Annotated in this window: 16 protein-coding genes; 5 read left to right on the forward strand and 11 right to left on the reverse strand. The window is 42.0% G+C overall.

Annotated features, from left to right (window positions below; all coding sequences use genetic code 11):
* Nucleotides 1–137 precede the first annotated feature (137 nt).
* On the reverse strand, nt 138–2015 hold the full coding sequence (locus tag ACMZ6Z_RS07465; RefSeq protein ID WP_416131941.1) for a sucrose-specific PTS transporter subunit IIBC: 1878 nt from the start codon (nt 2013–2015) through the stop codon (nt 138–140).
* 216 nt (nt 2016–2231) lie between these two features.
* Between ACMZ6Z_RS07465 and ACMZ6Z_RS07470 the strand changes: the two genes are divergently transcribed.
* Both ACMZ6Z_RS07470 and ACMZ6Z_RS07475 read left to right on the forward strand, forming a co-directional pair.
* Entirely contained in the window at nt 2232–3671 is a 1440-nt protein-coding gene (locus tag ACMZ6Z_RS07470; protein ID WP_416131942.1) for a sucrose-6-phosphate hydrolase, read from the forward strand.
* Nucleotides 3672–3673: 2 nt separating this feature from the next.
* Nucleotides 3674–4639, forward strand: a complete 966-nt coding sequence (locus tag ACMZ6Z_RS07475; protein ID WP_416131943.1) for a LacI family DNA-binding transcriptional regulator — start codon at nt 3674–3676, stop codon at nt 4637–4639.
* 118 nt (nt 4640–4757) lie between these two features.
* On the opposite strand, the gene nusB is transcribed toward ACMZ6Z_RS07475, so the two are convergent.
* The 6 genes from nusB to uvrA all read right to left on the reverse strand — a co-directional run bounded on the left by nusB (nt 4758) and on the right by uvrA (nt 11017).
* A complete protein-coding gene (gene nusB, locus ACMZ6Z_RS07480) occupies nt 4758–5192 on the reverse strand; it encodes a transcription antitermination factor NusB (protein ID WP_416131944.1) in 435 nt (144 codons plus the stop codon).
* Nucleotides 5179–5574: an Asp23/Gls24 family envelope stress response protein gene (locus tag ACMZ6Z_RS07485; protein WP_416131945.1), complete on the reverse strand. Its 396-nt coding sequence runs from the start codon at nt 5572–5574 to the stop codon at nt 5179–5181. The genes nusB and ACMZ6Z_RS07485 overlap by 14 nt, the downstream gene beginning before the upstream one ends.
* A gap of 80 nt (nt 5575–5654) precedes the next feature.
* Nucleotides 5655–6215: an elongation factor P gene (gene efp, locus ACMZ6Z_RS07490; RefSeq protein ID WP_416131946.1), complete on the reverse strand. Its 561-nt coding sequence runs from the start codon at nt 6213–6215 to the stop codon at nt 5655–5657.
* Nucleotides 6216–6317: 102 nt separating this feature from the next.
* Nucleotides 6318–6773, reverse strand: a complete 456-nt coding sequence (locus ACMZ6Z_RS07495; RefSeq protein WP_416131947.1) for a deoxycytidylate deaminase — start codon at nt 6771–6773, stop codon at nt 6318–6320.
* A 9-nt stretch (nt 6774–6782) separates the two neighbouring features.
* The gene (locus tag ACMZ6Z_RS07500) at nt 6783–7847 is read right to left on the reverse strand and encodes a M24 family metallopeptidase (protein ID WP_416131948.1); all 1065 of its coding nucleotides are present in this window, start codon (nt 7845–7847) and stop codon (nt 6783–6785) included.
* A 347-nt stretch (nt 7848–8194) separates the two neighbouring features.
* Entirely contained in the window at nt 8195–11017 is a 2823-nt protein-coding gene (gene uvrA, locus ACMZ6Z_RS07505) for an excinuclease ABC subunit UvrA (protein ID WP_416131949.1), read from the reverse strand.
* Nucleotides 11018–11315: 298 nt separating this feature from the next.
* Between uvrA and ACMZ6Z_RS07510 the strand changes: the two genes are divergently transcribed.
* Together ACMZ6Z_RS07510 and ACMZ6Z_RS07515 are read left to right on the forward strand one after the other, a co-directional pair.
* Nucleotides 11316–12260, forward strand: a complete 945-nt coding sequence (locus tag ACMZ6Z_RS07510) for a magnesium transporter CorA family protein (protein ID WP_416131950.1) — start codon at nt 11316–11318, stop codon at nt 12258–12260.
* Nucleotides 12261–12362: 102 nt separating this feature from the next.
* Complete coding sequence (locus ACMZ6Z_RS07515; protein ID WP_416131951.1) at nt 12363–13040, forward strand: DUF1129 domain-containing protein; 678 nt, start codon at nt 12363–12365, stop codon at nt 13038–13040.
* A 297-nt stretch (nt 13041–13337) separates the two neighbouring features.
* Here the strand turns inward: ACMZ6Z_RS07515 and rpsR are convergent, their stop codons facing one another.
* The 3 genes from rpsR to rpsF are packed head-to-tail and all read right to left on the reverse strand — an operon-like array spanning nt 13338 to nt 14405.
* On the reverse strand, nt 13338–13577 hold the full coding sequence (rpsR, locus tag ACMZ6Z_RS07520; protein ID WP_000068665.1) for a 30S ribosomal protein S18: 240 nt from the start codon (nt 13575–13577) through the stop codon (nt 13338–13340).
* Between the two features lie 37 nt (nt 13578–13614).
* Complete coding sequence (locus ACMZ6Z_RS07525; protein WP_416131952.1) at nt 13615–14103, reverse strand: single-stranded DNA-binding protein; 489 nt, start codon at nt 14101–14103, stop codon at nt 13615–13617.
* An 11-nt stretch (nt 14104–14114) separates the two neighbouring features.
* A complete protein-coding gene (rpsF, locus tag ACMZ6Z_RS07530; RefSeq protein ID WP_416131953.1) occupies nt 14115–14405 on the reverse strand; it encodes a 30S ribosomal protein S6 in 291 nt (96 codons plus the stop codon).
* Between the two features lie 228 nt (nt 14406–14633).
* Between rpsF and mutY the strand changes: the two genes are divergently transcribed.
* Complete coding sequence (gene mutY, locus ACMZ6Z_RS07535) at nt 14634–15779, forward strand: A/G-specific adenine glycosylase (protein WP_416131954.1); 1146 nt, start codon at nt 14634–14636, stop codon at nt 15777–15779.
* Nucleotides 15780–15966: 187 nt separating this feature from the next.
* On the opposite strand, the gene trxA is transcribed toward mutY, so the two are convergent.
* On the reverse strand, nt 15967–16284 hold the full coding sequence (trxA, locus tag ACMZ6Z_RS07540) for a thioredoxin (protein ID WP_416131955.1): 318 nt from the start codon (nt 16282–16284) through the stop codon (nt 15967–15969).
* Nucleotides 16285–16462: the final 178 nt, after the last annotated feature.

The raw sequence follows: 16462 nt of genomic DNA on the forward strand, positions 1-16462 counted from the left end.
TTTTTTAAAAATAAACCTTCAAGCCCTAGTACCTCATCAACAACAAGCACACGCTGGCTAAGCCATGAGGTAAACGGCCATCAAGACCATTCAAAAGTGTATCTCTTGTTCTCTTGAGTTTTTAGAGCCTCGGCATCTTATGCGACAGTTATCAAGGCATCTCCTTTAGCAACCTTACCTGCTGCTACTGGATTAACCTCAGCATAGTCTGCCGTATTTGTCACGATAATCATCGTTGTACTGTCCAAACCTGCCGCTGCAATGTCCTCAAGATTAAAGGTTCCAAGAACATCACCTTTTTTTATCGCTTGATTAGCCACCACTTTCTGGCTAAATCCTTTTCCATCCATCGACACCGTATCAATACCAAGGTGTATCAAAATCTCAACCCCATCATCAGATTTGATGCCATAAGCATGACCTGTGTCAAAAACCATTTGAACAGTGCCATCAACTGGAGAGTAAACCGTCTGGTCAGTCGGTTTGATGGCAATTCCTTTTCCCATAGCCTCAGAAGCAAAGACTGGGTCACTGACATCAGCTAATGCAACCACGTCACCATTCAGCGGTGAGGCGATGGTTTCTTCTGATTTAATGGCTGAGGCTGGTACAGCAGAAACTCTAGGTTGGGTCTTAAGTGGTGCAGCTGCTTGAGATACTGGCTCATCATCAAATCCAAAGAAATAAGTCAAAGCAAAACCAAGCACAAAGGATACCGCAACCATCAAAAGGTATTTGAAGAGTTGCCCATTGAGGTATAGAAGTGTTCCTGGAATAATCGTAATCCCAAAACCTGTACCAGCAAGGTTAAGGATAGAGGCCAACCAACCACCAATAGCACCAGCCACTAGAGAAAGGAAGAATGGTTTACGAAAACGTAGATTGACCCCAAAAATAGCCGGCTCAGTAATACCAAGAAAGGCTGACAAGGCTGCTGGGAAAGCCAAGGCTTTTAATTTAGGATTCTTTGTTTTAACACCAACGGCAACTGTAGCTGCGCCTTGAGCAGTCATGGCAGCTGTCATAATGGCATTAAGAGGATCCGCATCTGTATTTGCTACCAACTGTGACTCTACTAAGTTGAAGATATGGTGAACACCTGATACCACGATAATCTGATGCAGACCACCAATAACAAAACCAGCCAAACCAAACGGTAAATGAAGCAACCAATTCGTCGCAATTAAGATGTAATTTTCAACCACATGGAAGATCGGTCCAATCAGGAAAAGCCCAAGGATTGACATGGTAAACAAGGTCAAAAATGGCGTTACCAAAAGATCTAGAGTATCTGGAACAACTTTGCGGATAGCTTTTTCAAGCTTCGCCCCAAGAATACCGATGATAAAAGCTGGTAAAACAGATCCTTGAAGACCCACAACAGGAATAAAACCAAAGAAGATTGTCGGCGTCACATCACCACCTGAAGCCACTGCCCAAGCGTTTGGAAGTGAGCCTGAAATAAGCATCATACCAAGAACAATACCAATGACAGGATTGCCTCCAAATACTCGGAAAGTCGACCAAACCACAAGCGCTGGAAGAGCAATAAAGGCCGTATCGGTTAAGATTTGCGAGTAAACATTCAAATCTTCTGGCAGAGTTACCCCAAAAGCACCAAACAAGCCACGTAGTCCCATAAACAGACCCGTCGCAACAATGGCTGGAATAATTGGAACAAAAACATCACCAAAGGTACGAATAGCACGTTGGAAGGCATTGCCATGCTTAGCAGCCTCTGCCTTTTGTTCTGATGTCGATGATGTCGTCAGCCCAAGAGCAACCACTTCATCATAAACTTTATTGACAGTTCCTGTGCCAAAGATAATCTGATATTGACCCGAGTTGAAAAAAGCTCCTTGAACTTTCTCAATAGTATCAATCTTAACCTTGTCAATCTTGCCTTCATCAACAACCATCACACGAAGGCGGGTCGCACAATGAGCGACACTGCGTATATTCTCACGACCACCAAGGGCAACGATGACTTCTTCTGCAATTTGTTTCATATTCATTTGCCAAAAGACTCCTTTAATATTTCGATAACGTTTAGTGAAAGCGTTTCACATCACACTATCATTTTAACAGGTTTTTAAAATATGTCAAGCGTTTTGCAGAAATGATTATTTGTGACAGAAAAACCATTGCTTTTTCATACGAAAACGTTTACTATATAATTGAGACCTTATGACAGAAAGGATGGCTTCTTGTTAGCCCATTGATCGTTACCTATGAAGTTACCTATTGAAATCCGCTATCGTCCTTACCAAGAATGGTCAGAAAAGGAAAAACACCAAATCGCAGCCAATAAAGCCAAATCTCCCTGGCTCACAACCTTTCATTTAGAGCCTCAAACGGGTTTATTAAATGATCCCAATGGTTTTTCCTTCTTTAATGGCAAGTTTCACCTCTTTTATCAAAATTGGCCTTTTGGTCCTGCCCATGGTCTAAAGCAGTGGGTGCATACCGAGTCCTCTGATTTGATTCGCTTTAAAGAAACAGGCATTAAGCTAGAGCCAGATCACCCACATGATAGCCATGGGGCTTATTCGGGGTCTGCTTACGCCATTGATGACAAACTATTTCTCTTCTATACGGGCAACGTCCGTGATGACCATTGGCATCGAACACCGCTACAAATTGGTGCCTGGATGACCAAAGACGGTCATATCACCAAATGTGAGCAGATCCTCATTGAGCAACCTGACGATGTGACAGAACACTTTCGTGATCCACACATTTTTGATTATCAAGGACAATTTTTTGCCATTATCGGTGCTCAAAGTCTTGACAAAAAAGGCTTTATTAAACTTTATAAAGCCCTCAACAACAAGGTGCATAACTGGGAATTTGTCGGCAATCTAACCTTTGGTGGCACTGGGTCTGAGTATATGATTGAGTGCCCAAATCTTGTTTTTATTGATGGCTATCCTGTGCTTATCTACAGCCCACAAGGCTTGAGTAAGACAGAACTTGATTATAACAATATCTATCCTAATACTTATAAGATATGCCAATCGTTTGACACAAAAAAAGCTGAGTTAAGAGGTGTATCAGATAGTCAACTCTTAGATTATGGTTTTGAAGCCTACGCTACCCAAGCTTTCAATGCGCCTGATGGTAAGGTTTACAGTATCAGCTGGATTGGATTGCCAGACATTGACTACCCTACCGATCCTTATGATTATCAAGGAGCAATGAGCCTGGTCAAAGAGCTATCAATCAAGGACGGTAAACTCTATCAATACCCCGTTCCAGCCATGACATCACTACGTTCAACACCTCAACCATTAGCTGATTTAGCCACTACAACAAATGCCTATGAGTTAGAGCTTGAAATCCCTGCTAATCAAACCAGTGAACTGCTCCTATTTGCTGATGAAGAAGGACGTGGGCTTAGCATCACCGTTGATACAGCGACAGGAACGATTTTAGTCGATCGCTCTCATGTTGGTGAGACGTATGCTACTGACTTTGGCACCAAGCGTCACTGTAGTGTCCCAGCTTCTGATACCAAACTCAATATTTTTGTTGACAAATCCATCTTTGAAATCTTTGTTAACAAGGGAGAAAAAGTCTTTACAGGTCGTGTCTTTCCAAACCCAGACCAATCTGGTATCAAACAACTGAAAGGGCAAATGAGCGGCAGCTACTTTGAGTTGGTGCTATAGTTATGGTCTCAAAATTAACCGATGTTGCCAAATTAGCGGGTGTCAGCCCTACTACCGTCTCTCGTGTCATCAATAAAAAAGGCTACCTTTCCCAAAAAACCATTGATAAGGTTCACCAAGCTATGCGTGACCTAGGCTATAAGCCCAATAACCTGGCCCGTAGCCTACAAGGCAAGTCGCCACAGTTGGTCGGGCTAATCTTTCCTAATATTTCCAACGTTTTTTTCGCACAACTCATTGAACACTTGGAAATTCAACTGTTTGAAAAAGGCTATAAAACCATTATTTGTAACAGCCAGCACAATCCTATCAAAGAAAAAGAATACTTAGAAATGTTGGCCGCCAACCAAGTGGATGGGATTATCTCATCTAGTCACAATTTGGGCATCGAAGATTATGAAAAAGTCGAGGCTCCTATCGTTGCTTTTGACCGCAACCTAGCTCCTCATATCCCTATCATCTCCTCCGATAACTTTGAAGGAGGCAAACTCGCTGCTCAACTCCTTAAAAAAGCTGGTTGTCACCATAACATCATGATTACCGGTAATGATAATTCTAACTCTCCAACAGGATTACGCCGACTAGGATTCACCTATGAGTTAGGCAAAGAAACGCCTATTTGCCATATTCCACGTGAGCTATCCGTCCTAAGACGTGATATGGAGATCAGATCTATTATCGCTCAAGAAAAGCCTGATGGGATTTTTACCTCTGATGACCTGACAGCCATCCAGGTGATCAAGGTTGCCCAACAAATGGGCAAACGTATCCCAGAAGATGTGAAAATCATTGGCTATGACGGCACGGACTTTATCGAGCAATACTACCCTCAACTAGCCACGATCAAGCAACCAATCGCAGATTTAGCCAGTCTTATCGTCGATGTCTTGATGAAAAAAATTGCCAAACAAGAAACCCATCGTGACTATATCTTGCCCATTACCTACTCCAGCGGCAATACCCTTTAAGGCTCAACAAAAGATCTCACTTGAGAAAGCCAAAGTTAGACAAAACAAACCTCCGATTCACATCAAGAATCGGAGGTTTGTCATTCTTATCACTGATAGATAAGGCTACTGCTACTGATCAGTTTTTCACAAACTGACTCAATAAGCCATTGATAAATTTAGCAGATGTCTCGTCAGAATATGTTTTGGCGATCTCAATGATTTCATTGAGGGCAACGCGGTCTGGTGTTTCCTCAAAAAACACTATTTCATATAAACCAAGACGAAGCATGGTCTTATCAGACACCGTCAGACGCTCTAGTGACCAGCCCTTACGCAGTTTTTCCGCAATCAAAGTGTCTAATTCAGCCTTGTGATCATTGACACCATTGACCAACTGTAATAAGAAAAGCGGAAGGTCCAGAGACTCATCAGCCTCAAGCTCTTTGTCATAATGATAGGCCATTTGGGCAGCTGGCACTAACTCACTGTCAAAAGCCATGCTAAAAAGCGCTTGAAAAGCACGTTGTCGAAGATCACGCCTTGAGTTTGTAAAAGGATTAGTCTTGCTCATTCAAAAAATCCTCACTGAAAAGAGTGCTCAAATCAGGTTTTGGCGTCTTTTCAGGGACAATTCCAACAACATGAACATTAACTTGTGAAACAGTTACCTCAGCCATGTCATAGACAGCTGTTTTAACGGCTTTTTGTATCGTAATCGAGACAGCTGGTACATTGACACCGTATTGAAGATAGACATAAATATCAGCAATGACATCGCCATTATCATCCCTCTTCAAGTAAACACCACGACCCAAGCTAGCCTTACTCAAGGTATCAGCTGCCTTTTTATTGTGTAAGGAATGAACCCCGTCAACCTTTGCAGCAGCGATGCCAGTAATAACCTCTAATACGCGTGGTGAAATAACGATATCACCAATAGTTTCAGCAATCATAACTTCTCCTTTCATCATTATGGCTTGATGAGACCCTATCACCAAGGATAGGTCTTAAACCATAGCTCTGTTCATTTGGATTAGGCACGTGACACGTATGTCCCCTCAGCAGTGTTAACGATTAGTTTTTGACCGACTTCAATAAAGTCCGGAACATTGACCACAAGACCTGTTTCAAGAGTTGCAGGTTTTCCTGATCCTGTGACAGTCGCTCCTTTGATGGACGGTTGGGTCTCAACAACGGTTAAGGTCACCGTTGTCGGAACAGTCACACCGATCACTTCTGAACCGTAGAATTGAATCTTAACTTCTTCATTTTCTAACACATAAAGCAACTCATTTTCCACATTGGCTACTGGAATTTCATACTGGTCATAGCTGTCCGTATCCATAAAGAAGGCTGTGTCTTCCATTTTGTATAGATACTGGGCTGGACGTGTTTCAATAATCGCCTGCTCAAACTTTTCATCTGGACGGTAGGTAGTGTCAAAAGTCGAACCTGAACGAACATCACGCAGTTTCATACGCATGATGGTATTGCCTTTACCAGGCTTATGGTGACTGGCGTCCAAAACTTTAATCAACTTACCATCAGCTGTGACAAACGTCATACCAGCTCTCAGTTTACTTGCTTCAATCATTTGTTATTACCTCTTTTTTATCAAAATAGTTATCACTTCATTTTAGCATAAATGGATTGGTTTGTAAAAAAATCAAAGTTTTTCTCTCGATAAACTGTTTAACTAGGTGTCACTGCTCCCTAAGGTTAATTCTGGCACATGATGCTGGATATAGGCAACACCCTTTTTCTCCAAAAGCTCAATCGCAAAGGGATGGGGACGATAGTTGGCTTTATAGGTGATTTTGGTGACGCCTGCCTGTAACAGTGCCTTGGTGCAGTTTAGACAGGGAAAATGCGTCACATAAATCTCTGTCCTAGCTGTTGAAATCCCCTCCTTGGCACACTGGATTAGGGCATTCATCTCTGCATGAACCGTGCGAATACAGTGTCCATCTTCCATACAATGACCAATATCATTACAATTATCTGTTGCTGAAACGCCTCCATTGTAGCCTGTTGCGATGATACGATTATTCTTGACCAAAACAGCGCCAACAAAAGCCCGATCACAAGTCGAGCGTTTTGAAATCAGTTCCGCATTTGCCATAAAATAATCTTGCCAGGATAATCTCTCCATATCAATCTCCTATTTGAGCACGATTAGTTCTTTAGGGGCATGGGTCAATACCTCGCAACCCGTATCGGTAATAAGCAAGTCATCCTCGATACGAAGCCCATACTGATTTGGCAAATAAATACCTGGCTCATCAGTGACCACCATACCTGCTTTGAGCTGATCATCACCGCCACGAAAGAACGGTGTTTCATGAACCTCCAAACCAATGCCATGACCAATCCCATGTGTGAAGAATGCGCCATAACCAGCATCATCAATGATTTGGCGAGGAATCTTATCAAAAGCTTGGTAAAACATGCCTGCTTTGGCTTGATCGATTAAGGTTTGATTAGCTTTTAAGACAATGTCATAGAGCTGACGCTCCTCATCCGTCACATGACCAATATGGATGGTTCGTGTCATGTCACTAACATAATGCTTGTAGTAACAACCAAAGTCAAGGGTTAAAGATTCCCCGTTCTCGATGACCTTATGACTAGCCACCCCGTGTGGCATCGAAGAGCGATAGCCAGATGCTACAATCGTTTCAAATGATAAGCCTGATGCACCATACTCACGCATACGAAAATCCAGAAAACTTGCCACCTGAAGCTCCGTCGTTTGACCAGGTTTGATCATCTCCAAGACGTCATTAAAAGCCTTATCCGAAATCTGACAAGCCTGACGAATGGTCTCAATCTCTGTCTCATCCTTCACTTGACGAAGTTCTTCCACGAAATCTGTCTGAGGTAGCCAGGTCACATCTGGCGCTAACTGGGTTAGCTGCTGATAAAAAGCATAGGAAACCTGAGCATCAAAACCAATCTTGACTAAGCCATCTGCTGCCATCAACTTGGCTACTTCAGCCAAAGCGGTTCGTGTTTCAAGGATATCAAAATCCTTCACTACATCCTTGGCAATCAAACTATACCTCGCATCTGTCATAAACAGACGGCGATTTCGGGTAATAAATACGGTGCTTTCTGAGCCCCAAAAACCCGTTAAATAATAGATATTATGCTGACCCGTGACCAAAAAAGCATCCAGGTCCGAGTGACTTAATTTATCTTCAAAACGACTAATACGTGATGACATCCTAACCTCCTTGTTGAACCATATCAATGACCTTATTTTACCAAAAAACGACCATTATTCAATACCATAATGATCGTTTGAGCTGATTTCTTCAGCCCCATTCTGCTAGAAATAAGTGCTAGCTAGACAGTACCCAAAGGTCACAAACATCAGCACATCAAGCTCTAAAGCAACTATCACTAAGAACCTGTACTCACAAGTGAAGCGCTTTGATATTAGAAATCGTTTCCACTAATCAAGGCTGGCGGGGAGGGACTACAGATAGTATTTTACAAAAACGAACGATAAGTAGCTTAAAAACTAGCCTTAGATGTAAGTGCTGAGCTATAAATACAACTCTCAAGCTCTTACAACTTTGTTTTTAAATAATGACCTGTATAGGATGCCGCTACTTGAGCGACTTCTTCTGGTGTGCCAGTTGCGATGACTTGACCGCCACCGACACCACCTTCAGGACCCAAATCAATAATGTAATCCGCAGTCTTGATAACGTCTAAATTATGCTCAATGACAAGAACGGTATTGCCCTCGTCCACAAAACGGTTCAAAACCTTAATCAAGCGAGCGATATCATCCGTATGAAGGCCTGTTGTTGGCTCATCTAAGATATAAAACGACTTTCCAGTCGAACGCTTATGCAGTTCACTAGCCAGCTTCATCCGTTGGGCTTCACCACCTGAGAGAGTTGTGGCTGGCTGTCCTAGAGTAACATAGCCTAGACCGACATCTTTGATGGTTTGGATTTTACGCGCAATTTTGGGAATCGCGCCAAAGAAGTCGGCTGCATCATCTACTGTCATCTCTAAAATATCCGCAATGGTCTTGCCCTTATAATGAACCTCTAAGGTTTCAGAATTATAGCGCGATCCATGACAAACCTCACACGGCACATACACATCCGGCAAAAAGTGCATCTCTATCTTGATAATCCCATCTCCTGAGCAGGCTTCACAGCGGCCTCCTTTAACGTTAAAGGAGAATCTGCCTTTTTTGTAACCACGCATTTTGGCTTCATTGGTCTGGGCAAAAAGATCACGAATGTCGTCAAAAACACCTGTGTAAGTTGCTGGGTTGGATCTGGGGGTACGTCCAATGGGACTTTGATCAATATCAATCAAACGCTCAATGTGCTCTATCCCTTCAATAGACTGGTGCTTACCAGGCTTGTCGGCATTTTTAGTTAGTTTTTGAGCAAGGGCTTTTTTGAGAATACTGTTGACCAAGGTTGATTTCCCAGACCCTGAAACGCCTGTTACAGCTACAAATTGACCTAGCGGAAAGGTCACATCCAGCTGCTTGAGATTATGCTCACTCGCGCCTTTAATTTCAATAAAACGACCATTCCCTGGACGGCGTTCTTCTGGAACAGGAATCCTTTTTTGCCCTGATAAATACTGCCCTGTGATGGATTTTTTTGACCTAGCCACTTGTTTTGGAGTGCCTGATGCCACAATTTGACCGCCAAAAGCACCTGCCCCTGGGCCAACATCAATGAGCCAATCCGCTGCCATCATGGTATCTTCATCGTGTTCAACAACGATAAGGGTATTGCCTAGATCACGCATTTTTTTAAGACTAGCAATCAGACGATCATTATCGCGCTGATGGAGACCGATTGAGGGCTCATCAAGAACATAAAGAACCCCACTAAGGTTAGAGCCAATTTGTGTCGCCAAGCGGATACGCTGGCTTTCGCCTCCTGATAGTGTCCCAGCCATACGTGACAGCGTCAGATAATTCAGTCCGACATTATTTAAAAAGGTCAAACGATCGGTGATTTCTTTGAGAATCGGACCTGCAATCATTTGCTCATTTTGCCCAAGATGCAAGTGAGCCAACTGCTCAAGGTGATCCTCAATAGAAAGGTCGGATAATTGGCCAATATGCAGCCCCTTCTCACCACCAACCCTAACAGATAGAGCTGCCGCATTAAGGCGATAGCCTTGACAAGTCGAGCAGGTCAATTCATTCATATACTCACGCATGACGTTGCGCGTGTACTCTGAATTGCTCTCATGATAGCGACGGCTGACATTGGTCACCACACCCTCAAATGGCAAGTCAATATCACGTACCCCGCCAAAATCATTTCGATAATGAAAATGAAACTCACGATCACCTGAACCATAAAGAATGAGCTGTTTGGCAGCTTCTGACAAATCATCCCAAGGCGTATCCATATCAATCGCAAAAGTTGTCATAGCCTGCTCTAGCATGCTCGGGTAATACTGTGATGAGATGGGATTCCAAGGCGCTAAAGCACCTTCTCTAAGGGTTTTAGAACCATCTGGGATGACCAAGTCTAGGTCAACCACAAGCTTCATGCCCAGACCATCACAGGTTTGACAAGAGCCAAATGGCGCGTTGAATGAAAACAGACGAGGTTCCAACTCAGGAACGGTGAAGCCACAGACAGGGCAGGAATAATGCTCTGAATAGAGCAACTCATTCCCATCCATGGTGTCAATCATGAGATAACCATCCCCCAGACGAAGAGCCGCCTCAACCGAGTCAAAGAGCCTAGAGCGAATGCCGTCTTTATTGACCAAGCGATCAATGACCACTTCAATATCATGCATTTTGCTCTTAGACAACTCTGGCACTTCAGTCACATCAAAAATCTCACCATCCACGCGAACACGAACATAACCATCTTTTTGAATGCGTTCAAAAATCGTCTTGTGTTGCCCTTTTTTACGACGAACGATTGGGGCTAGGATTTGCATTCTTGTTTTTGGAGGCAATCCTAACACCTCATCAACAATCTGCTCAACTGAAGAAGCTGAGATGGCACCATGCCCATTGACACAATAAGGGGTTCCCACACGTGCATAGAGTAAACGTAGGTAGTCATTGATTTCGGTAGCTGTTCCAACAGTTGATCGAGGATTCTTACTGGTTGTTTTTTGATCAATGGAGATGGCTGGACTAAGCCCATCAATCGCATCAACGTCAGGTTTCTCCATATTTCCCAAAAACTGACGGGCATAGGCAGAAAGACTTTCCACATAGCGACGTTGCCCTTCTGCATAAATGGTGTCAAAAGCCAGAGAAGATTTTCCAGAGCCAGACAAACCTGTCACAACGACCAGTTTATCCCGTGGAATCTCCACATCAATATTCTTCAAATTGTGGGCTCTAGCCCCACGAATCACTAATTTATCTTGCATAAGATTAAACCACAACGGTAGCATAAGCACTGCGACTTCTCCTACTAGTAAAGAATGCCCTCTACTACCCTTGTGTCATTCCTTTCATTTCCAAAAATAAGGCTGTTAATATCATCACGACTGAACGAAACACATGGTAAGCCTTGTTAAGGTTATCTTTTTTTAAAATATATGTCTATTATAACAAAATAAGCCTTGTTTTCTGAAAAAGAATCCGAAAGCTCTGCTTTTTTTTACGACTAAAATAGAGTATAATAGATAAGCATGGTCAGATTTTCACTTAAGGAGGGTGCACACTATGAAACAACTGTTTCTGTCAACTGGAATTGACTTTAAAGAAATCGAAACATTCGAGCCTGGTGCTTGGATTCATTTGGTCAACCCTTCCCAAGAAGAATCTCATCAAATCGCGGAGCGCTTTAACATTGACATCACCGACTTAAGAGCCCCTCTTGATATTGAGGAAACCTCTCGTATCACTGTCGAAGATGATTATACCTTGATTATCGTCGACGTGCCGACTTATGAGGAGCGTAAAAACAAAAGCTACTATGTGACGATTCCTTTGGGTATCATCGTCACTGAAAATGCTGTGATTACCACTTGCCTGGAAGAATTATCCATTTTTGATCCTTTTAAGAATCATCGTGTGAAAAGTTTTTACACCTTTATGAAAACACGTTTTATCTTCCAAATCCTCTATCGAAATGCCATCTTATTTCTAACAGCCCTTCGCTCCATTGATCGCCAAAGTGATCGTATTGAAGCACAACTCGAAGATGCCACACGCAATGAGCAACTGATTGATATGATGGAGCTGGAAAAGTCAATCGTCTATCTAAAAGCCTCCCTTAAGATGAATGAGCGAATTGTCAAAAAGCTATCCAGCAATACCTCAAGCCTCAAGAAATATATCGAGGATGAGGATTTACTAGAAGATACCCTGATTGAAACCCAGCAGGCTATTGAGATGGCAGGGATCTACGAAAACGTCTTGAATGCTATGGCAGAAACGTCTGCTGCTATTATCAACAACAATCAGAATACCATTATGAAAACACTGGCTCTGATGACCATGGCACTGGATATTCCGACGGTGATTTTCTCTGCCTATGGCATGAACTTTCAGAATAACTGGCTGCCACTAAACGGCCTGCCTCACGCTTTTTGGTATGTCGTTTTTATCGCATCCGTTTTAAGCCTGATGGTTGTCATTTACTTTATCAGGAAAAAATGGTTCTGATGTCAAACGTACCAATCCGCCCTCACGATGTGGTCATTGATCCTAACAAGGTTCATCGCTTGACACAATCTCAAATACTATCCCCATTTTGAAAGGATTCTCATGGATTTAACTAATCTCACTCATAAAAACCAAGAATTTATCAACCTTGCTACTAAACAACTGATCCAAGATGGCAAATCAGATGCTGAAATCAAGGCTATTTTAGAAGATACGCTGCCAAACATTATCGAACATCAGAAGAAGGGCATTCCTGCTCGCACCTTTCTAGGTGCTCCAACCATTTGGGCTAGACAATTCACTAAATCAGCAGAGGATGACAAACTTGCTCTTCAAGAATCTAAGAACACCAATCCTTGGCTCATGTGGATGGACGCCTCTCTCTTTTGGTTTGGCTTTCTAGGTCTCATCACCGGTGTGCTTGTTCTAACTGGCAATCAGACACAATCATACGGGCTATTAACGCTAATTGTTGTTGGTCTTGGCGGAGGTGGTTTTCTCTATGCAACATACCACTACATTTACCGTCATATGGGCAAGGATAAGGAAAAACGCCCAAGTTTCTGGAAAAACATGGGTATTCTCTGTCTCATCATGATTGGTTGGCTGGCTTTATTTAGTGTTACAGCATTTTTACCAGCAATAATCAACCCACAACTACCACCCTTCTTACTCATTGTTCTAGGAGCAACCGCTTTTGCTAGTCGCTATTATCTCAAAAAGAAATACAATATCTTAAGCGCCATGTCTACACAAGCAGCAGCTAGAAATAGAAGATAACAGACACATTTCATTAACAGTTAAGAGGCTCTATAAAACTCTAGTGGAAAATCCACCTCAGAGATTATAGAGCCTTTTGACTATCGAAAAACCAGACGCTATCCTCGACCAAACTTGTAAGTTATAGTGGATTGAAAATAGATTAGGACAAAGTATAGAATAGCTAACATTATTAGCGTTTATCAAAATGATTCATCGATGTCCTGATCTTAATTCAAATAACTATAGATAACTGTTGCTGTATATTGGTCATGATGATCGCAAAAAAACAGCCAACGGCTGCTTTTTCTAATAATCTTAGTCTTCATTGACATAAGGCATCAAAGCCATAACGCGAGCACGTTTGATAGCTGTTGTTACCTTACGTTGGTTTTTAGCTGAAGTTCCTGTAACACGACGAGGAAGAATTTTTCCACGTTCTGAAACGAAACGGCTAAGAAGTTCTGTATCTTTGTAATCAACGTATTCAATTTTGTTAGCTGCGATATAATCAACTTTTTTACGGCGTTTGAATCCGCCACGACGTTGTTGAGCCATGTTGTTTTCTCCTTATATTATAGTATTAGTGTTCATCCTAGAACGGTAGATCGTCATCTGAGATATCCATCGGGTTTGAATTGCCAAATGGACTCTCATCACGACCAAAGTTTGGTGTTTGTGATGAAGATGAAAAACTATTAGGTGATGATTGGTCATTATACCCACCACCATTATAAGCGTTTTGCGAAGCACCCTCACGTGTAGCACGACTTTCCAACATTTGGAAATTATCCGCAACAACTTCTGTTACATAGACACGTTGCCCCTGTTGATTTTCATAATTACGCGTCTGGATACGTCCAGTGACCCCGATTAAGGCACCTTTTTTAGCCCAGTTAGACAAGTTTTCAGCTGGCTGACGCCAAATCACGCAGTTGATAAAATCAGCTTCACGCTCACCATTTTGACTCTTGAAGTTACGATTAACAGCAAGAGTAAAAGTAGCAACCGCAACGTTATTGGGAGTGTAACGAAGTTCTGCATCTTTGGTCATACGACCAACAAGCACTACATTATTAATCATAAACTACCTTCTTAAGCTTCGAGATTAACGATCATATGACGAAGAATGTCATTGTTGATTTTTGAAAGACGGTCAAACTCGTTAAGAGCCACAGCATCATCAGCTTCAACAGTAACAATATGGTAAAGACCTTCTCGGAAATCTTTGATTTCGTAAGCAAGACGACGTTTTTCCCAATCTTTTGATTCAACGATCGTTGCACCGTTGTCAGTCAAGATAGAATCAAAACGTTCTACCAAAGCAGTTTTTGCTTCTTCCTCAATGTTTGGACGAATAATATAAAGAATTTCGTATTTTGCCATTGATATTTCCTCCTTTTGGACTAATGACCCCATGCCTAACAAGGGGTAAGTGAGGTATTCTCACAAGATACTAGTATAACAGTTCTAAAATAAAATAGCAAGCATTTTACTTCCAAAAGGCGTCAGCTGCCTTGGTTAAATACAACATGAAATACAACAGTCATGAGTTTCTAACATAGAGCATGCTCCGCAGCTGTTCTTATGGCAAATCTTTGCTACAATAGTGCTATGTTAGATTTTCAAAAATACGGTATTAAGATGTGGGATGAGCCGACCATTCTTTCGTTTCGTCGAACTCTCTTATCTTGGTATGATGACAAAAAACGTGACTTACCTTGGCGTCGAACGACTGATCCTTACGCCATTTGGATTAGTGAGATTATGCTCCAGCAAACACAAGTGGTGACCGTGATACCTTATTACGAACGCTTTTTAGACTGGTTTCCTACTATTTCTGATTTAGCAGCTGCTCCAGAAGAAAGATTATTAAAAGCTTGGGAAGGCTTGGGTTACTACTCACGTGTCCGAAACATGCAAAAGGCTGCCCAGCAAGTCATGACAGACTTTAACGGGATATTCCCATCAACTTATAAGGACATCGCTTCCTTGAAAGGCATTGGTCCATACACGGCAGGAGCTATCTCAAGCATTGCCTTTAACCTACCTGAACCAGCTGTTGATGGCAATGTCATGCGTGTCATGGCTAGGTTGTTTGAAGTGGATTATGACATTGGTGACCCTAAAAATCGTCCGATTTTCCAAGCTATCATGGAAGTTTTGATTGATCCTAAAAGGCCTGGGGATTTTAATCAGGCACTGATGGACCTTGGAACAGATATTGAGTCTGCCAAAAATCCCCGACCAGAAGAGTCACCTGTTCGTTTTTTTAATGCTGCTTACTTGAACGGTACTTATCATAAATATCCCATCAAACTACCCAAGAAAAAGCCCAAGCCTATAGACGTCCAAGCCTTTGTCATCCGAAATCAAGAGGGAGCATTTCTTCTCGAAAAAAATACTCAAGGACGTTTACTGGCTGGTTTTTGGTCCTTTCCCATTATAGAAACTAGCTTTGTCAGTCAACAAATAACTCTTTTTGAGGAGAAAACGACTGTTCAAGAAAGCATTTCTCAAAAACAGACCTTTGAAGAAAGCTATGGCATTCAGCCCAAATGGACTGATAGAACTTTTGGACAGGTCAAACACACTTTTAGCCATCAGAAATGGACCATGGAGCTACTAGAAGGCTTGATTCAAAAAGAAACTCTGAACGAAACGAAGCATCTGCACTGGGTCAGAGCAGAGGATTTGAACAACTATCCTATGGCAACCCCTCAAAAAAAACTATTAGCTCAATACCTAAAACAAGACTAACAACTTAGACAAGTAGCAACAGCGGTTTTATCAACAATCACTCCCTGTCTTTGTCATAGCAGAAACCCAGATAGCCAAGCTACCTGGGTTTAGAGTATTAGGAAAAAGCAAGAATTGCATTACTTAAGCAAAGTATTAACGTTAAACTAGGTTATGAACATTTTTAGCTAGAACGCCGACGTTCTTGTTAGGCCGTCAACTCAGCAACAATAGCCTTGATTTGATCCTTGGTATGAGCACCTGCTACTTGCTTAACCACCTGACCGTCTTTTTTAAAGATCAAGGTTGGGATGGACATAATCCCAAATGATTGTGCTATCTTAGGATTGTCATCAACATTGATTTTGACGATTTTGAGCTCATCTTCATCATATTCTTGTGAGAGTTGATCCAAGATCGGTGCTTGCATCAAACATGGACCACACCAGCTTGCCCAGAAATCGACCAAAACAAGGCCTTGAGCTGTTTCTTGTTCAAAAGTTTCATCAGTGATAACTTGAGTCATATCTTACCTCTTTCTCTTTTGGAAAATAGCTAGGCTTTCTCCAAAATGATATCTTAAAACTATTTTAACGAAATCTCAAAAAAGTTACAACTAATTGCTACGAAAGAACTGATACACAGTATTCTCAAGTAACAATATTCCCTTGGTTAATGCTGATGTGAGTTATTTATCAAGAAAA

It is taken from the genome of Streptococcus pluranimalium (assembly GCF_047785705.1).
Classification (GTDB): domain Bacteria; phylum Bacillota; class Bacilli; order Lactobacillales; family Streptococcaceae; genus Streptococcus; species Streptococcus pluranimalium_A.